The sequence below is a fragment of the Duncaniella sp. genome (assembly GCF_029056165.1).
GTDB lineage: Bacteria > Bacteroidota > Bacteroidia > Bacteroidales > Muribaculaceae > Duncaniella.
Genome location: NZ_JAIDBW010000032.1, coordinates 1 through 19,192, shown reverse-complemented (window position 1 = coordinate 19,192; position 19,192 = coordinate 1). Strand labels below are relative to the sequence as shown.

Annotated in this window: 12 protein-coding genes and 1 tRNA gene; 7 read left to right on the top strand and 6 right to left on the bottom strand. The window is 50.2% G+C overall.

Annotation, left to right across the window (positions count from 1 at the left end; all coding sequences use genetic code 11):
- A partial coding sequence (locus tag K2G41_RS06830) for a SusC/RagA family TonB-linked outer membrane protein (RefSeq protein WP_366145406.1) occupies nt 1–2,916 on the top strand: 2,916 nt, incomplete at its 5' end.
- 18 nt (nt 2,917–2,934) lie between these two features.
- A complete protein-coding gene (locus K2G41_RS06825) occupies nt 2,935–4,545 on the top strand; it encodes a RagB/SusD family nutrient uptake outer membrane protein (protein WP_300116701.1) in 1,611 nt (536 codons plus the stop codon).
- Nucleotides 4,546–4,862: 317 nt separating this feature from the next.
- Here K2G41_RS06825 and K2G41_RS06820 read toward each other — a convergent pair whose 3' ends face one another.
- The 5 genes from K2G41_RS06820 to K2G41_RS06800 form a co-directional block, all read right to left on the bottom strand.
- Nucleotides 4,863–6,206, bottom strand: coding sequence for a glucose-6-phosphate isomerase (locus tag K2G41_RS06820; protein WP_300116700.1), 1,344 nt, complete (start codon nt 6,204–6,206; stop codon nt 4,863–4,865).
- 68 nt (nt 6,207–6,274) lie between these two features.
- Complete coding sequence (locus tag K2G41_RS06815; RefSeq protein WP_300116698.1) at nt 6,275–7,267, bottom strand: NAD(P)H-dependent glycerol-3-phosphate dehydrogenase; 993 nt, start codon at nt 7,265–7,267, stop codon at nt 6,275–6,277.
- A 47-nt stretch (nt 7,268–7,314) separates the two neighbouring features.
- Entirely contained in the window at nt 7,315–9,057 is a 1,743-nt protein-coding gene (gene lysS, locus K2G41_RS06810) for a lysine--tRNA ligase (RefSeq protein WP_300116696.1), read from the bottom strand.
- Between the two features lie 256 nt (nt 9,058–9,313).
- Entirely contained in the window at nt 9,314–9,802 is a 489-nt protein-coding gene (locus K2G41_RS06805; RefSeq protein WP_300116694.1) for a DapH/DapD/GlmU-related protein, read from the bottom strand.
- Between the two features lie 59 nt (nt 9,803–9,861).
- Entirely contained in the window at nt 9,862–12,597 is a 2,736-nt protein-coding gene (locus K2G41_RS06800) for a bifunctional fucokinase/fucose-1-phosphate guanylyltransferase (protein ID WP_300116692.1), read from the bottom strand.
- Nucleotides 12,598–12,893: 296 nt separating this feature from the next.
- Here K2G41_RS06800 and K2G41_RS06795 point away from each other — a divergent pair, with 296 nt between their 5' ends.
- From K2G41_RS06795 to K2G41_RS06775, 5 genes are all read left to right on the top strand, one after another.
- Nucleotides 12,894–14,276 carry a hypothetical protein gene (locus tag K2G41_RS06795; RefSeq protein WP_300116690.1) on the top strand — a complete coding sequence of 461 codons (1,383 nt, stop codon included), beginning with the start codon at nt 12,894–12,896 and terminating at the stop codon, nt 14,274–14,276.
- Between the two features lie 157 nt (nt 14,277–14,433).
- Nucleotides 14,434–15,351: a ribonuclease Z gene (locus K2G41_RS06790; protein ID WP_300116688.1), complete on the top strand. Its 918-nt coding sequence runs from the start codon at nt 14,434–14,436 to the stop codon at nt 15,349–15,351.
- Nucleotides 15,352–15,406: 55 nt separating this feature from the next.
- A complete protein-coding gene (locus tag K2G41_RS06785; RefSeq protein WP_300116686.1) occupies nt 15,407–17,191 on the top strand; it encodes an aminopeptidase P family protein in 1,785 nt (594 codons plus the stop codon).
- Between the two features lie 241 nt (nt 17,192–17,432).
- Nucleotides 17,433–17,969: a gamma carbonic anhydrase family protein gene (locus K2G41_RS06780; protein ID WP_300116684.1), complete on the top strand. Its 537-nt coding sequence runs from the start codon at nt 17,433–17,435 to the stop codon at nt 17,967–17,969.
- Nucleotides 17,970–18,183: 214 nt separating this feature from the next.
- A tRNA-Leu gene (locus K2G41_RS06775) sits at nt 18,184–18,265 on the top strand.
- A gap of 207 nt (nt 18,266–18,472) precedes the next feature.
- On the opposite strand, the gene K2G41_RS06770 is transcribed toward K2G41_RS06775, so the two are convergent.
- A complete protein-coding gene (locus K2G41_RS06770) occupies nt 18,473–19,009 on the bottom strand; it encodes a hypothetical protein (RefSeq protein WP_300116682.1) in 537 nt (178 codons plus the stop codon).
- Nucleotides 19,010–19,192: the final 183 nt, after the last annotated feature.

The window sequence follows — 19,192 nt, the reverse complement described above, 5'->3', positions numbered from 1 at the left end:
GACGGTACTAACATGCTCGACGAAGTCATCACCGTGGCATACGGTACGGCAAAGCGTTCGGCTTTCACCGGTTCGGCCTCTGTCCTCGATGCCTCACAGATTGAGGCTGTGCAGGTTACCAACCCCGTTGACGCTCTCAAGGGCAAGGTTTCAGGTGTGCAGATCAACTCTCAGTCAGGTGCTCCCGGTAATTCAACTCCTACCGTCCGCATCCGTGGTATCTCTTCAATCAACGCAGGAAATTCACCTCTGATTGTGCTTGATGGTACCCCCTACGACGGTGGTCTCGACAACATTTCCACTCAGGATATCGAGACTATGACAGTCCTGAAGGATGCAGCATCAAACGCTCTTTACGGTGCGCGCGGTGCCAACGGTGTCATCCTCATCACTACCAAGAAGGGTAAGTCAGGTGACGCACGCGTGACCCTCGACGCCAAGTGGGGTCAGAACTCTCGTGCAATCAGTGACTACGATGTGATCACTTCTCCTGCACAGTATTATGAGACCTTCGGTCGCGCGCTTGGCAACTATGCCGCTACTGTCGGTGGATATGATGAGGCCAAGGCTCTTGCTTATGCAAACCAAAATCTTATCCGTCAGCTCGGTTATAATGTATATAGCCTTCCCGAAGGAGAAAACATGCTTGTAGATGGCTATAAGCTTAATCCCAATGCCACGCTCGGCAATCTCTACACGGCTGCAAGCGGAGAACAATTCCTCATGCTTCCTGACAGCTGGGCTGATGCAGCATACAAGAATTCACTTCGTCAGGAATACAACCTTAGCGTGTCGCAGGGCACTGACCGCGGTTCATTCTATGCTTCGGCAAGCTACCTCAACAATGAAGGTATCACTATCAACTCCGGCTACGAACGTTTCACCGGTCGTCTGAGTGCTGATCTTCAGGCCAAGAAATGGCTTAAAATAGGATCAAACTTCTCATACACTCACTATGAGTCGAAATTCAACGGTGATGACGGTGAAAGCAGTTCATCTGGCAACGTGTTTACCGTTAACAATGTCCTCGCACCGATCTATCCTCTTTATGTCCGTGACCCGCAGGGTAATATCATGAAGGATAGCAATAACAACACTATTTATGACTACGGTGACGGTATGGGTATGGGGCTTCCTTCACGTCCTGTATTCTCTCAGGCCAACCCTCTGTCACAGAACACTCTTGATGTCAGCAAATATAATGGTAATGCTGTCACTGCAACCGGCTATGCTGAAATCCGTTTCCTCCGTGACTTCAAGTTCACATCCAACAACACTGTCAATATGTACGAACAGCGTCGTACAGGTGTGACAAACCCCTTCTACGGCCAGTATGCATCGTCCAACGGTATTGTCAACAAGTATTCAACCCGTCGTATCGACTATACCTATCAGCAACTCCTCAACTATGCCCGTGAGTTCGGTGCGCATAACCTTAACGTCCTCCTTGGTCATGAGACCTACTGGAACCGTTACTCTTACCTCTATGCTTCGCGCTCAAATATGCTTCTCCCCGGTAATGAGGAACTTGATGGAGCTGTGCTCGAAGGTGGTAGCTCTTCATACGAAGAAGAATATAACAATGAAGGTTGGTTCGGCCGCGTGAACTACGACTATGACAGCAAGTACTTCGGTAGCGTGTCACTCCGTCGTGACGCCTCTTCACGCTTCGATCCCGATCATCGCTGGGGTACATTCTGGTCAGCTTCTGCAGCATGGATCATCAATAAGGAAAGCTTCTTCAATGCTCCTTGGGTGGATATGCTTAAGATCAAGGCTTCATACGGTGAGCAGGGTAACGACAACATCGGTAACTTCCGCTACACTGACACTTATACCATCGTAAATGCCGGCGGTCATCCCGCAGCTATTCCCAACACCCTCGGTAACAAGAACATCTCATGGGAAAAGGGTGGTAACCTCAACTACGGTGTGGATTTCGCACTCTTCAATGAACGCCTGACCGGTACTGTCGAAGGGTTCTACCGCAAGACATCCGACATGCTCTTCTCGTTCCCTCTTCCCCCCAGCTACGGTTATACATCGTACTATGACAATATCGGTGACATGACCAATACCGGTTTTGAAATCGATCTCCACGGTGACATAATCCGTACGCGCGACATCACATGGAGCATGAACTTCAACCTCACCTACTATAAGAACAAGATCACACGTCTCCCCGAAGAGCGCAAGACCATGACCGTTGACGGTGTTGACGGTTACAGTTCCGGCAGCTATTTCTACGGCGAGGGCGAGTCGCTCTACACTTATCGCGTGAAGCGTTTCGCGGGTGTTGACAAGGAAACAGGTTCATCTCTCTGGTACTATAATGTCAAGGATGAGAAGGGCAATCCGACAGGAGAATTAAAGACAACTTCTGTCTATGGCAACGGTGACTTCTATCTTTGCGGAACTGCGCTTCCCGACGTTTATGGTGGCTTCGGAACATCTGTCAATGCCTACGGTTTCGATCTTTCGATCGATTTCAACTATCAGCTTGGTGGTCAGGTCTATGACGGTACTTATGCGAACCTTATGGCAAGTCCATACTCTTCACGTCGTGGTTATGCGATGCATAAGGATTTGTTGAGTTCATGGACACCTGAGAATAAAAATTCCAATATTCCCTACATGATGTATAGCGACCAGTATGTCGCTTCGACATCTGACCGCTTCCTTACGAGTGCGTCCTACCTTGCTCTCCAGAACATCAACTTCGGCTACACAGTCCCCACCAATCTCACTAAGAAGATGGATGTAGAGCGTATCCGTTTCTATCTGAGCTGCGACAATGTCGCTCTCTGGTCCAAGCGTAAAGGTCTTGATCCCCGTCAGTCAATCACCGGTTCTGTGACCAACGCCTACTATGCTCCTATCCGTACGATTTCCGGAGGTATCAATATTTCATTCTAAAAAAGCAAATCAAGAGCAATGAAAAATATATTCAAATCAACCCTTGTCCTCGCGGTTGCCGCAGGTGTGGGCCTTACCTCTTGTGTGGAGGAGGTTTTCCCGACAAGCAATGTCTCACAGGATCAGCTTGAATCATCGGAAAAGGCCGGCGAGGCACTGATATACGCAATGCCCGGATTCATGGTCAACTGGAACACATCCGGTGCTGATTGGCACGGTGATTTCGGTTACTCATCCATGATGCATATCCGTGACTGTATGACCGGCGATATGTCTGTCCTCGGTATAGGTCTTAACTATAATCAGTGGAGCAACTATACTCAGATCGTTTATCTCGGTCAGAACTATGCTTCAGTCCAGCGTATCTGGAATTATTATACCCAGCAGGTACTCGCATGCAACAAGGCTCTCGGTTACTATACCGAAGACTTGGTGGACGATTACAGTAAGGGTGCGCGTGCGACAGCTCTGGCTTTCCGTGCAATGACTTATCTTGATATGGCAAGATGGTATGAGTTCCTTCCGAACAACAACACATCGCCAATCAACGGCGATGGTAATAACGTGGAAGGTCTCACCGTACCCATCGTGACTGAGAATACTACTGAAGAAGAGGCGCGTAACAATCCCCGTGCTACGCACAAGGAAATGTTTGATTTCATCCTTGCGGATCTTAAATATGCTGAGGAGAATATCGGCCACGCTTCATACGGAACCATCCTTCTTCCTGATCTCGGTTGCGTCTATGGCGTTATGGCTCGTCTGTATATGTGGGATGAGAACTATCCTAAAGCTGCTGAATATGCAAAGCTTGCAATTGACAACAGCGGTTGCGAGCCTCTCGACAAGAACAGCTGGACAAGCACGACATCAGGCTTCAACACTCTCGACAACTCATCTTGGATGTGGGGTCTGAAGTTTGAGAAGGAAAATGATGCTGTTCAGACCGGTATCTGTAACTGGACTTCAATGGTGAGCTGCGAGGCTGATTACGGATATGCGGGTGTAGGAGCTGCTCCTATCATTGATGCCTCAATGTATGACCGCATCTCAGATACTGACTTCCGTAAGCTGTCGTGGATCACTCCGGGTGTGACTTCCCTCGTTTATGACTTCCCGCTCTGTGAGGAAGCTTACAGAGGTTACTTTGTCAATAACTTCCCCTACGCTTCTATCAAGTTCCGTCCGGGCATGGGCAATACTACCGATTTTAATGTCGGTTCTGCCTGCGCTGTTCCTGTGATGCGCGTCGAGGAAATGTGGTTCAACTACATTGAGTCTGTCGCACACACCAATCCAGCCGAAGGTAAGCAGCTGCTTGAGGATTTCATGCAGACATATCGTGATCCTCAATATACATGTGAGGCTACCGATATGGATGCCGTTGTCGAAGAAATCGTATTCCAGAAGCGCGTCGAGCTTTGGGGCGAAGGTCATACCCTCTATGATATCAAGCGTCTTAACTACTCTGTGACACGTGACTATGAAGGTACAAACTTCTACGAGGAATCACGTAAGAATACCATCGGTCGCCCTGCATGGATGAATATGGTGATTGTCCAGTCCGAGGGTAACAACAATCAGGCTGTTGCAAAGTGGAATAACCCCGATATCCCCGATAATTACTAATCTCAGTATTTATCTGAAAGATCTTATAAAGATAAGGAATGGGGCTGTGCCATACGGCACAGCCCCATCTCTTTCTCTATAACTATCAAGTCAGCCCCTTCTTTCCGACCACAAAAACGGACTAACGTCAGATTCCTCTTTGTGCAATGGTCCGGTCGCAAATCATCTTGTCCCGACATGCAGACCTCAAATTTTCCTATCCGGCAAATTATGGATGGTGGAGATTAAAAGCGCATAAAAAATCCCCGGTCGGAAAAACGGCCGGGGATATTCACATTATATGGAGTTATAGAATGTGTCGGGTGATTGGGGGAAATTTAGCCGAGGCGAGCTTTGATGGCTTCGGTTTCCTTTTCGTAGCCGGGCTTGGCGAGGAGAGCGAACATGTTGCGCTTGTAAGCCTCGACACCGGGCTGGTTGAAGGGATTCACGCCGAGAATGTAGCCGCTGATACCGCAGGCCTTCTCGAAGAAATAGATGAGCTGACCGAGATATTTCTCCTCAAGAGCGGGGAGGGTGATGAGGATGTTGGGTACACCGCCATCCACGTGTGCGATACGGGTACCGAGTTCGGCCATCTTGTTCACCTCGTCGATGTGCTTGCCGGCTATGTAGTTGAGACCGTCAAGGTTGGCCTCGTCAGAGGGGATGAGCTTCTCGTGTGCGCTCTCCTGAACTGAGATGACAGTCTCGAAGATGGTGCGCTCGCCTTCCTGAATCCACTGACCCATAGAGTGGAGGTCGGTAGAGTTATCGACAGCAGCGGGGAAGATACCGAGGTTGTCCTTACCCTCGCTTTCGCCGTAGAGCTGCTTCCACCATTCGCCGAAGTAGTGGAGCTTGGGGTTGTAGTTGACGAGGATTTCAGTCTTTTTGCCGGCCTGATAGAGAGCGTTGCGGGTCTCTGCATAGAGGAATGCGGGATTGGCTGCATCGGGAGTGTTGGTCATTTTCTCCATTTCGGCTGCACCGTCGATAAGAGCGCGGATGTCGAATCCGGCCACTGCGATGGGGAGCAGACCTACGGGAGTGAGGACAGAGAAACGTCCGCCCACGTTGTCGGCGATGACGAAAGTCTTGTAACCTTCCTCGGTTGCGAGACGGCGGAGTGCGCCGCGCTGAGCGTCGGTGATGGCAACGATGCGCTTGCGGGCCTCCTCAAGACCGAGCTGACGTTCGAGCTGCTCTTTGAGCAGGCGGAATGCGATGGCGGGCTCAGTGGTTGTGCCGCTCTTCGAGATCACGATTATGCCGAAACGTTTGTCCTTGAGATAGTCCTGAAGTTCATAGAGGTAATCTTCGCCGATATTCTGACCTGCGAAAAGCACTTTGGGGTTACCTTCCTCTGCGGGACGATAGGCTGCGAAGCTGTCGCTGAGAGCTTCGATCACAGCTTTTGCACCGAGATAAGAACCGCCGATGCCGATTGCTACGACTGTGTCGCAGTTCTTGCGGAGGCTGTCGGCTGTAGCCACGATGTCGTCAAGGAGAGCGTCAGTAGTTTCAGTGGGGAGATTTACCCAGCCAAGGAAGTCGCTGCCTGCGCCTGTGCCGTTAAGCACTTCATCGAGGGCGTTGACGGCCTTCGCATCGAGTTTATTGATTTCTTCACGGCTCACTGTGCCGAGAACGTCTTTGATGTCAACGGATAAGGTTTTCATGCTATTTGTAAATTTAAAATTAGATTGTCATTTTAATTTTGTTAAGGTCGGTGATTTGACGCCTGAGATCAGATGAACCACTTGCCGAGTGACCGGATGGCCCGTTCGGCATTCGCCCGGCGATAAAGGATGTCATACACGGTGTCGAGGATAGGCATTTCCACACCGTATTTCTTGTTTATCTCCTTGATGCACTTCGTGCCGTAGTATCCCTCAGCCGTCTGTTCCATCTCCATGCGGGCGGTCGCTACTGAGTAGCCTTTGCCGATGATCGATCCGAAATTATGGTTGCGTGAGAAGCGTGAGTAAGCCGTCACGAGGAGATCACCGAGATAGACTGAATCGCAGATGCAGCGCGGACGGGGACAGGCCTCGTCGATGAATCGCTCCATTTCACGGATCGCGTTGCTGACGAGCATGGCGAGGAGGTTATCGCCACCCTTCATGCCGTGGATGATACCGGCGGCAATGGAATAGACGTTTTTCAACACGGCGGCATATTCGATTCCCTCGACATCGCTCGACGGGATGGTACGGGTGTTGGGCGAGGCAAGCTTTTTGCCGAACTCAATGGCATTATCGACATTGTGACAGCCTACCGTGAGGAAGCTCGGACGGTCAAGGGCCACTTCTTCGGCATGGCAAGGCCCGGCTACCACGAGCACTCTTTCGGATTTGACTCCGAAATGATGGACTACGAAGTCGGATATGATCTCGTTGTCGCCGGGGACGATTCCCTTGACGGCTGAGACCACATACTTGTCTGAAATATCGACCGTGATCTTGTTGATGTGGGTCTTGAAGTAGGGAGAGGGCATGACCATGAGCAGGGTGTCGGCATGGGCGCAGACATAGTTTATGTCGCTTGAAAATTCTATGCGTGACACGTCAAACTGCACATCGGTCAGGTAGGCCGGATTATGGCCGAGGCGTTTGAAATCCTCTATGCGGTCATCGCGCCGCATGTACCAGAGGATTGAATCGCAGTTGCGCAGGAGGAGCCGGGCGAGAGCTGTGGCCCAGCTTCCGCCTCCCATCACTGCTATTTTATTGAATGCCATGATTTATGCGCGAACTGATGATGACAGTAAAAAGAAATTTGCTTTTCTTACTCGGCTGCTGCCGGAGCGGCTGCGACGATCCATTTTTCGACTTCATCCACCACGGGGGCTTTGAAACCGAGCTTGAATTTCTTGTTTATGCCACAGAGTTCCTGATGGAGCTTGCCGGCACTCTGGGCGGCGAGCATTTCGGTGGTATATACACCGGCCTTATAAAGAGGTGCCACCCATTCGGCAGGAACGCCGAGCGCGGTGAAGGCTTCCTCCTTGTCGCGGCGTTGAACCTTTTCGGGGCGCATCTGCGGGAAGAAGAGCACTTCCTGAATAGTTGTCTGGCCGGTCATGAGCATCACGAGACGGTCAATACCCATGCCCATGCCCGATGTCGGGGGCATACCGTATTCGAGCGAGCGCACGAAATCCTGATCGATGATCATGGCTTCGTCGTCGCCCTTGTCGGCGAGCTTCATCTGCTCAACGAAGCGTTCGTACTGATCGATCGGATCGTTAAGCTCCGAATAAGCATTGGCCAGCTCCTTGCCGTTGACCATAAGCTCGAAGCGTTCGGTGAGTTCGGGATTGTCGCGGTGCTTCTTGGTGAGAGGCGACATTTCGATGGGATAGTCGATGATGAAAGTAGGCTGGATGTAGCTGCCCTCACACTTCTCGCCGAAGATTTCGTCAATGAGTTTGCCTTTGCCCATAGTCTCATCGACTTCGATGCCGAGCGAGCGGGCAGCATCGCGGAGCTGCTCCTCGGTCATGCCGGTGATATCGATTCCGGTGTGCTCCTTGATGGCCTCGGTCATGGTGACGCGGCGATAGGGTGCTTTGAAGTTGATCATGTTGTCGCCCACCTTGACTTCCGTTGTGCCGTTGACGTCGAGACAGATCTTTTCAATGAGTTTTTCGGTGAAATTCATCATCCAGTTGTAGTCCTTGTAGGCCACATAGATTTCCATGCAGGTAAACTCCGGATTGTGAGTGCGGTCCATACCCTCGTTGCGGAAATTCTTGCCGATCTCATACACACCGTCGAAACCGCCTACGATCAGTCGCTTCAGATAAAGCTCGGTGGCGATACGCATATAGAGGTCAATGTTGAGCGAATTGTGGTGGGTGATGAACGGGCGTGCGCTCGCTCCACCTGCTATTGACTGGAGGATGGGGGTCTCCACTTCCATGTAGCCGTGCTCGTTGAAGAAGTTGCGCATTGAGTTGAGCACTTTGGTACGCTTCACGAACACATCCTTTACGCCGTCATTGACGATAAGGTCGATGTAGCGGCGGCGGTAGCGGAGTTCGGGATCATCAAACGCATCGTAGGTCACACCGTCCTTGACCTTAACGATGGGGAGGGGACGGATCGACTTGCCGAGCACGATGAGTTCCTTGGCATGTACGGAGATTTCGCCGGTCTGCGTGCGGAACACGTAGCCCTTCACGCCCACGAAGTCACCGATGTCAAGAAGTTTCTTGAACACCACATTGTAGAGGTCCTTGTCCTCACCGGGGCAGATCTCGTCGCGGTTCACATAGACCTGAATGCGGCCGTGGGAATCCTGAAGCTCAAGGAATGAGGCTTTACCCATGATTCGGCGGCCCATGATTCGGCCTGCCACTGACACTTCACGCTGGGGAGCGTCGTCGGCAAATGTCTCCTTTATTTCGTCGGAGTAACCGGTTACTGGAAATTCTGCTGCGGGAAAGGGTTCGATACCGCGTCGGCGCAATTCGTCAAGACTGCCACGGCGCACTATCTCTTGTTCACTGAGTTCAAGGACGTTCATATATTGATGATTTTTTATTTTTTAGAATGAATTTGGAATAAATATGGTGTTTCTTTTCCTTGTGTATATGACGGGCATAATTATTCCCCATAATAAGGAGGAAACAATTGCAAAATTAAGTAATTTTTCGCCTATGCCCAACAAAATAGGCTCCAAAACTTGGAGCCTAATGTTAAAAACGCTAAAACATAGGTTACTACGTTTAATTTTAAGAGTCGCTTAGGATAATTACAAGATATATCCATTGACTATGGTTTTACTCCATGAATTCCTTGTGACCAGTTTTCCAAGTCTCGTTGGCAAAAATGTCGTAGTCGAGTGTTGATGTGTCGCCTATGATCCTCGCAGGAATTCCACCGACGATTTTCCCTCTACGGACACTTCTGTTCACAACTGCATTTGGAGCGATGATAACGCCATCCTCAATTATCACGGGACCCTGTATCACAGCTCCCGGTCCGATATAAACTCTATTGCCGATTTTCGGGCATTCAAGATATGGCCCTTGCCCGACGATTGAGACGTTGTTGCCTATCTTGCAATCATCACCGATCGTACTCTCTGGATTGATGAGCACTCCCATCCCACCATGATTGAGAAATGTTCCGCGTCCGATTTTTGTCTTGTAACTGATTGAACAATTATAAGTTACAAAGATCAATAGTTGCAAGATCTTGGGTAGTAAGGGTATATGGTGACTGTAAAGCCAGTTGGCGATACGGTAGAGTCGGATGGCGTTGAGCATACTTTTTTTAGACAGAGAGAAGGATGAACGTATTTTTATCGGATTTTAGTAGGACATTTTCAACTTCTTGTCACCGTCAGGCCGGAGCGTGAGAGCGAGAGATCCACGAGGCGGGCGTTGGGGCGGAGCGGATCAGTGTGCAGCTTCTGTCTGATGCGTGCGGCTGCCTCCGGATCTTTGGCTATCATATAGAGGTAGCCTCCGCCGCCTGCGCCGGGGAGCTTATAACCGAGGCAGAGATCATCCACCCTGCGGGTGATTGCCTCCACTTCCGGAGGATTAGTTCCGCGGTCGATGGAGATGTTCTGATGCCAAGTCTTGCGTATCAGTTCTCCGAAGCGTTCGAAATTGCAACGCATGATCGCGTCATACATCTCCATGGTGTGAGCCTTCATGCTGCGGAGCAGACGCAGTTGCGATCCCTCGTTGAGGAACATGTTGCGTACTATCTCGGCAAGAATATCCTTGGCCGTGCGGGTGATGCCCGTGTAGTAAAGGAGATGGCATGATGCATATTCCGGATCGGTGAAAATAGTGTCGGGCAGCCAGCTGACCACCGGATTCTGCTCGAATCCGCGGACTGTCTGCAGGAGCTTGACACCGCCGATGACACCGCCGAACTGATCCTGCCAGCCGCCACCGGTGGTCAGGAGCTGTTCGAGCACGAGCGTGCGGCTGCATATTTCATTCTTGTCCCATGCGAGAGAGCAGAAGTCGCTTATCGCACCGAGCACTGTCGCTGCAAGGATGCTGCTCGTGCCGAGGCCGCTTCCCGCCGGAATGGCAGAGAAGAGGGTGATTTCAAGACCCGACCCGAAATCCTCAAGTTGAGCCTTGAGCGAGGGATAGGTCACCGAGCAGAAGCGCGGATGGAATCCTGCGAGTGCGAGTGCTGCTTTGGGGATGGAGAACGGACTGCCGACACGGTGGAAATCGAGGATGGCATCATAGTTGTCGATGCGTTCCTCCGCACCGAGGTCGATACTCCGGCAGATGATGTGGGGCTCTTTACACGGACGCACGTAAGCCTGCAGGGGCGGCTGTCCGTTTAGTTCGATGGCGAAATTGATCACCGAGCCTCCTTCCATTAGGCAATATGGGGCCGTATCGGTCCAGCCTCCAGCCAAGTCGATGCGCACCGGTGAGCGGCTCCACACTATCTGATCGGAGCAAACTGCACGCTTTGGAAGTTGTTTCTTTTGGAGCACGTTGCGTGTCAGTCCGTCGCGCAGAAGTGAGAACGCGCGTTCGCGCTCTTCAAGTCCACCCTGTCCCGACATGCGTTTCACCTCCGAGCGGAACATCGCGTCGCTCGCACGTTTTATCAGGGGTTCGCTCTCGCTAAGTGGTTCGGGCAGAGCGAGGCCGTCGGCTGCAAACGCCTTGGCGGCTTCAAGAAGATCACTCTGATAGAACACACTGTGGTGATGATTGGCTGCTATGGCCATGCGGTTGGTCTTGCGGAAATCCTTGCGCTGGCCGACGAGGCGGTCCAGACGTGCGATGTCCGAGATCTTCTCCGCGCTCAGGAGCTCGTGGTCCGTCATATCGGCGTTTCCGGCAAGCATAGCCTTGACCATACGTCCCATATCGTCAATGTCGGTCACCACGGGGAATTGCGGACGCTTCTGCTCCTCGCCTGCGAAACGGTCATCGATATTATAGACACGGACGGCATAACCATCCTCTCCCACAGGCACTATGTCGATGCACTGGCCCGGTTTCAGCGAGAGTTCCCAGTCGTTGCGGGGAACGCCAGTTATTATATGGTCACTCGTAAGAGTCCAGTTTTTCCCGATATTACTGTTTTCTACCCATATATTGGTGTTGTTAGGCTCGAATCCCTTTTCGGTAATGGCATTCTGTACGAAGATCGACGGGTGGGGCTTGCGGTCGCGGTGCATGATCTCGCGCTGATCGTTGACGATGTTCTGCACAGCGAGGGTCGATGAGATCATTTCGCGCCCCGTACCGAAATGGTAGAACTGGCCGCCGGGGAGAGGCACGATGGCTACCGAAAGTTCCCTTAGCTCCGGATCAATGATTTCAGGATCAGTTCCGAGCGCGCGGCCGAATTCCGAATAGAGGTCATATTCCCTGAACGAACCGTCGGCGTTGCGCGAACGCTTGCGCAGCAGATCCACCGCGCGGTCGCTCAGCAGCCATATTCCAATGTCGGTGAGGAAGTAACCGGTCTGAAGCAGGGCGTTTAGCTGATCCACGGACGGCTTCTGTAGCATTCGGTTGAGCGTAGATGGCGCATCGTGGGTGCTGTAGAACACGCCGTGGTTCTTGGCTATCGACGAGCTGAGCCACAGACCGTAGCAAACCACGTCGGCTTTCGGGACTGGTGCAAGCTGTTCGGCTGCACGGATATACACGTCACCGCTGACTATCATGGTGTTCAGTCCCTCCGGGGCCATCGCCATGATGCGCTCGTAGAGCGGCAGCTGCAGGTCAAGCAAGGTCTGCGACAGCGACTGACCGCGCTCCCATCGGAAAATGGGCACGGGGGTGAGTACCTTGCCCGATGGAGCGTAGGCGGGCAGACGGCGGCTCTGACCTCCGGCATGAATGATGATTTTACGCTCCTTTCCCATCCAGTCGCCGAACGGCTCGTTTCCGTCGGCCGACTCGCGGTGACACTCTTCAAGGATCCATGTAGTGCCTCCGCCACTGCCGAGACGGTGGCCTACGGGGTCCGACGTGCAATAGAATTCCGATCTTGACAGACCGGTGATATCATGAAAGCAACCAACGAGGTTGGGTGGAAGCGAAAGGAGTTTTTTGGTCATTGCGGATAAGGTGTTTGCTTTGTGACAATGATATTAAAAAATGATTCATGGACGGTCTTGTGTCTGTCGGGTATTAGGATAGCCTGACCAACCGCTACGCAAAGATACATCAAAGGTTCGGAATAACCAATAATTACCGCTGCAACATGACATTCAATTTCTTACCGCTACCTTCCGTCAGGTCGCTGATTCCAATTCTTCTTGATGTTTCTGTCGAAAAAAGGTCGATTAGTGTTTGAAATATAATGATTAATATCGTACATTTGCAAAATAAGTTGTGTAATTCCGTTAGTCCCATGAAAAAACTCATTGCCGCAATCATTCTGCTTGTAATCCTCCTGCCTGTCCGCGCCGCTTCCGAAGTTGAAGTGAAGATCCCGGAACAAAGCTTTGGTAGCCTTATGCCTGACACGGCATCATTCATTGCTTTCCTTGTTGATAAAAAGACTAACTCACGTGATAATAAGTTGCGTGTTAAGGTTGCCTCCACGATTGATGGGCAAGGGCTTTGGTCTGCACCATATTACAAGGGACGTCTTGTAGATGTATGCGATAGAGGTGTCCTTATTCAGGATGCGTTTACTGTCCTTCTCTATGATTGGGCTACCGGTAAGGAGTTGATGGATCTGAAGTGTTTCCCGGTCTTTATAGATGAGGTCAATGGATTGCTGATTGGAGTTAGCGGTTCAGGTAATACCCGCTTGAAATGCTATTCGCTTGACACGCTTAAATTATTATGGGAGACAAAAATTCCTTCGAATAAAGGGATGCGATGGGAGGTTATTGATCGTCCTGATCCGAACACAGTATTGTTTCAGTCTGATTATATAGGTCGGATAAATCTTAAAGACGGCTCGGTGGCTTCATATCCGATTAAGCAGATGCGTTTTGATAAAAAGCGTTTTTGGTTAAGCAACGATATCGGTTCCTTTGCAATGCTCTTTGGTGCTGTAGGTGGACTTATTGATTACTTTAATAGCGCACATAATGCTTCGTATGGGATGTGGAAAGAGACCGATGGCTCAAAGGTCATGAGTGATTCAGACGGTAAGCTCTATGTGTCTGACCGTGATAAGATAGCTTGTCTTACACCGGAACTTGATGAAGTGTGGATGTGCCCCCTTCCCAAGGGCACTTCAGGCAGCGCACGGATCTGGCTGCATAATGATACCGTCAAACTTTTGAATACCGGGTCTGTTCTTGAAAATAATCATCTTAATAAAGTTGCCCGACCATTTATCGGCAAGTTCGATAAAAACATAGGCGAATGCATTCAGGTGGATTATTTTGCAGAAAACTGGGATGAGGAAAAATTTGGCAAAGTCCTTGATTTCATCTATGATACGGTGTATGTTGTTAATTCTGGATCATCATACGTTCCTCTGGAAGTTCCCTTAGAAAAGGCCTATGTGCGGAGTAAGAATGGTGGGGCGTGGCTTATAGATACAGATTTCAATATCCTGAGCGAGTTACTCCCGCAGGACGTTTTTATCCCTGTTGGAGAAATCGGAGATTCAAAAATCCTTTATAATGAAGGTGATAAGTGTTATATCTGTATTGATGCTAATGGTGACTGTGTAGAGAAATATCCTGCTACCACACTTGATGTCAAAGCGAAGGGTAAGCGTGTGTTCAGGGTTGAAGATGGAAATGTAATTGTCACACAAGTTGCGGACTAAGATGTCCAATCCTGATAAATTACTACGTATCGATGATATAATCAAGCTCTTTGAGTGATTTGTCCGATATTTGGATTTTAATATTTTGTTCCTACAAGGCGTTTTTTCCACCTCATGGCATGGAAAAAACGCGCTTTTTGTTTAATTTTGCGATACTATGGCAAAATTTCAGATCAACATACTCGGATGCGGTTCGGCCACACCTACTGCGCGTCACCAACCATCGTGTCAGGTGGTGGATTTCCGCGACAAGCTCTTTATGATCGACTGCGGTGAGGGCGCGCAGGGACAGTTCAGGCGTATGGGGCTGAAATTTTCCCGTCTCAACCACATCTTCATCTCCCATCTCCACGGCGATCATCTTTTCGGTCTCCCCGGACTACTCTCCACCATGGCCCTCCACGAAGTCACTGGATCGGTGACCGTACATATATTCCGTGAGGGCGCACGCCTCATGAAAGAATGGATGGACTTCTTCAACCGCAACGCACCGTTTGAGATCATCTATGACGTGATCGAGGAAGGGGAGAGGCGCGTGGTCTATGAGGATGCCGGACTTGTCATCGAGACCTTCCCGCTCTATCACCGGACTCCTTGCAACGGCTACATCTTCCGCGAGAAACCCAAGCTGCGCCATCTGCGCGGCGACGCCGTGAAATTCCATGCTGTCCCCGTGTCGCAGATGAAGAGCATAAAGGAGGGAGCGGATTTCATGAAACCCGACGGCACGGTCATCCCAAATACCATGCTCACCACCGATGCCGACCCATCGATGAGCTATGCCTACTGCAGCGACACCATGATGGACATGCGTGTGGCAGCCGACGTGAAGGGGGTCGATACTATCTATCATGAGGCCACTTACGATGACTCGCTTGAATCACAGGCCCGCGAGCGCGGACACTCCACTGCCCGTCAGGCCGGACGCATAGCCCGCGAGGCAGGTGCGAAAAGACTGATAATAGGTCATTTCTCAAAACGCTACAATTCTGAGGAAATCCTCCTAAAAGAAGCATCCGAGGAGTTTCCGGATGTGATCGTGGCCAACGAAGGTCTCCGCATCGACCTCGAATGAGGTAGCTCTGACTACTTTGACAACTCTGATAAAAATTCCCTTAACAATACCCCTTATGCAAAATCTCATCATCGAGCGCATCGTCGCTCTTCGCAAAGAAATGGCTGCAGCCGGGATAAAGGCTGTGATATTGCCCCGCACTGACGCACATCTTAGTGAATACATATCATCACACTGGCATATCGTTCGCTATCTCAGCGGTTTTACCGGCTCGGCCGGCACTATGGTCGTGACCGATAAAGCCGCGCTTCTTTGGGTCGATAGCCGTTACTTCCTTCAGGGAGCACAGCAGATCGAAGGTACAGGTATCGAACTGATGAAGGACGGCCTCCCCGAAACTCCTTCGATCACCGAGTATCTCTGCGAACACCTCTCGAAAGGTGACACTGTTGGCATCAATGGTCTCCTCATGTCCATCGACGAGACTGCCGCTCTTCGTTCGCGCCTCAACGCCTGCGGTATCGGTCTTGATGTGGATTTTGATCCGATCGATCGTATTTGGGCTGACCGTCCCGCTCTTCCTTCCGACAAAATTTTCATCCACGATGAGAAATATGCCGGTGAGTCGGCAAAATCGAAAATTGCCCGTATTCTTACCGCAGCAAAGACTCAGGGTGCTGACGCTTACTTCACCTCCGCGCTCGACGAAATCGCATGGATGCTCAACATCCGTTCAAACGATGTTCCCTGCAATCCCGTAGCCACATCTTTCCTCTATATAGCCCCCGAAGGCAGCACCCTTTTTGTTGATTCTGCAAAACTCACTCCCGAAGTCGAAGCCTATCTCAAGGATGCCGGTGTGGCAGTCGCCTCATACGCCGATGTGCTTTCCTCGCTTGCCGCTCTCCCCAAGGATGTCACTGTCCTTCTCAGCGGTAGCCGTGCATCGGGAGCTATCGCCCATGTGCTTGAGGGTCACTATGTCAAGGGTGATTCACCGGTGGCTCTCCCCAAGGCTGTGAAGAACGAGATCCAGATTGCCGGTATCCGTCAGGCTCATCTCCGCGACGGTGTAGCGATGGTCCGTTCGCTCATGGAAATCGAAAAGACCGTTGAGGAAGGCAAGCCTCTGACTGAAATCGGTGTGGCCGACATCCTTCTCCGTCATCGCAGCGCAGGTGATCTCTTCTTTGATCTCAGCTTTGAGAGCATCTGTGGTTTCGGCCCTCACGGAGCGATTGTCCACTATTCGGCTACACCTGAGAGCGACGTTCCCGTAAGCAAGGGAAATCTGCTGCTCATCGACTCCGGTGCAAACTACCTTGACGGCACTACGGACATCACCCGTACTATCGCTCTCGGTGAACCTACAGCCGATATGCGTCATGACTTCACCCGCGTGATGCAGGGCCATATAGCCATTGCCACAGCTATCTATCCCGAAGGCACACGTGGCGCGCAGCTCGACGCACTCGCACGCATGCCGCTCTGGAAGGAAGGTAAGAGCTATCTTCACGGCACAGGTCACGGCGTAGGCCACTTCCTCAACGTGCATGAAGGTCCGCAGAGCATCCGTCTTAACGATACCCTCGCACCGCTCACGCCCGGTATGCTCACTTCCAACGAGCCGGGAGTCTATCTGACCGACCGTTATGGCATCCGTTGCGAGAACCTTGTGCTGACTATCCCTTACGAGGAGACTGAATTTGGCAAGTTCTATGCATTTGAGACCATCACGCTCTGTCCCTTCGACCGCAAACTCTTCGATCTTTCGATCATGTCGGCTGCCGAGATCAAGTGGGTCAACGACTATCACCACACTGTCTATGACCGTCTCGCGCCCCTCATGACCGAGGAAGAGCGCGCTTGGCTCGCCGCCGCCACCGCTCCCCTTGACTGATGGTTGCAGCGTGTTGCGAATACTGTTGTAGGGACGCGGCGTGCCGCGTATGCCGAATTGAATAGTTATAGGCAATTCCTTGACTCGGCAGCATTATGCCAGCCGTATGTATTACATTATCCATGATGTATTTAATCCGGCATACGCGGCACGCCGCGTCCCTACAAATCGCTGAAAAATTTGTATTGTCTATACTCTATACTTTAACCTCTATACTTAAAAATAACCACTATATTAAAAAATGGCTCTTATACTACCTGTAAGGGGCTTCACCCCACAAATAGGACCAGACACCTTCCTTGCCGAAAACGCCACGATCGTTGGAGATGTGGTGATGGGCAGCGAGTGTAGTGTCTGGTTCAACACCGTCCTGCGCGGTGATGTCAACTCCATTCGTATCGGTAACCGCGTCAACATACAGGATGGTTCAGTCCTCCACACCCTCTACAAGAAATCCACCATTGAGATCGGCGACGATGTATCAATCGGTCACAACGTCACCATCCACGGAGCTAAGATCCACGACTACGCACTCATCGGCATGGGTGCAGTAGTGATGGACGATGCCGAGGTAGGGGAGGGTGCGCTTGTCGCCGCCGGATCTGTCGTGCTGTCGCGTACCAAGATAGGCCCTAACGAACTGTGGGGAGGCGCGCCTGCCAAATTCATCAAGATGGTAGATCCTGAAACCTCGCGTGAACTCAACATAAAGATAGCCAACAACTATCTCCGTTACTCCCGCTGGTACACCGATCCGGATGCTCCTACTGATTTCTGAATCTAAGATCCTCCGGTATCAGAGGCTGTAGGACCATTACGGATAATCTCGGAAATGGATTCTTCTTACCAAGAAAAACGATCTGCCTATTGCCGGAAATAAAAAAAATTCCTACCTTTGTCCCAGTCCAAGTCATAACGCCGTTGACTGGACGGGGACAGAGGTTTTTTACCTGACGCCACAAACCTCATCCTCCACACACATAGACACAAAAGCCCGAATGGCGGAATCGGTAGACGCGACGGTCTCAAACACCGTTGGAGCAATCCATCCCGGTTCGATCCCGGGTTCGGGTACTGAAAAGAGGATTCTCACATCGAGAATCCTCTTTTCTTATTCCTCCCCTCGTAACTCATTGGTTTCCTTGGATATAAAAATTGGTTCTAATAAGGCTTTGTTGAGGATACAAAATTGGAGAGCGGATTGATCAGCTCTCCAATTTTTGGTTCAATTAAGCTTATAAGCTTAATTGGTGAGGAAAATATCATGATTAATCTGGATGATTATATTTTCCTATGGACGGTTCTATTGGAGTTATTATAAAGTTTTTCAAATGCCGTCATGCGTTTTTCTTTATCCATTTTCAGATATTTGTTCAGTGATTTTATGGGATGATTTGCCATTTGGGAGTAGATGTTAATAACTCCTTCCATTGCATTTGAAAATGAGGTGGCATTATTTTTCTTTAGATTGTGTTCAAGGCAATAGAGGACTTCTCCTGCAAGATATGTGGAAAATAAATCAGTTGACACACTGTTTTTCTCTTTTCCGAACAATTGGGTCGAAGCATTAGTTATGTCGAGTGTAAAAGTTTCTGTATTAACCGCGTATAAGAGAATTTGTGCACCTGCTGCCTTTCGCAGTTCTGCTTGTTTGGCATCATCAGATGGTGGTGTGGAGACAAACCATTTACATAATTTCAGAATTTCAGCTTCTGAAAATTTGTGAGTTGGATCATTATCATTCTCAGTAATACTATAACTACTGAATGTCATAATGGAGACGATCATCGCAAACATTAAGGCAATAATTTTTTTCATGATACAAATATTATTGATTATTAGGTGAAAAAGAGATTTATAGCACTATTGCAAAAATATAATTTTACCTTTAACTTTCCAAATTTTTGCCATAATTTCAGTGTAAAGTGTTCATAGTATAGTCACGGCTCATTAATTTAAAAACCAAAGCGTTTTTAAATGAAAAAGCCGTGAAATAGGAAA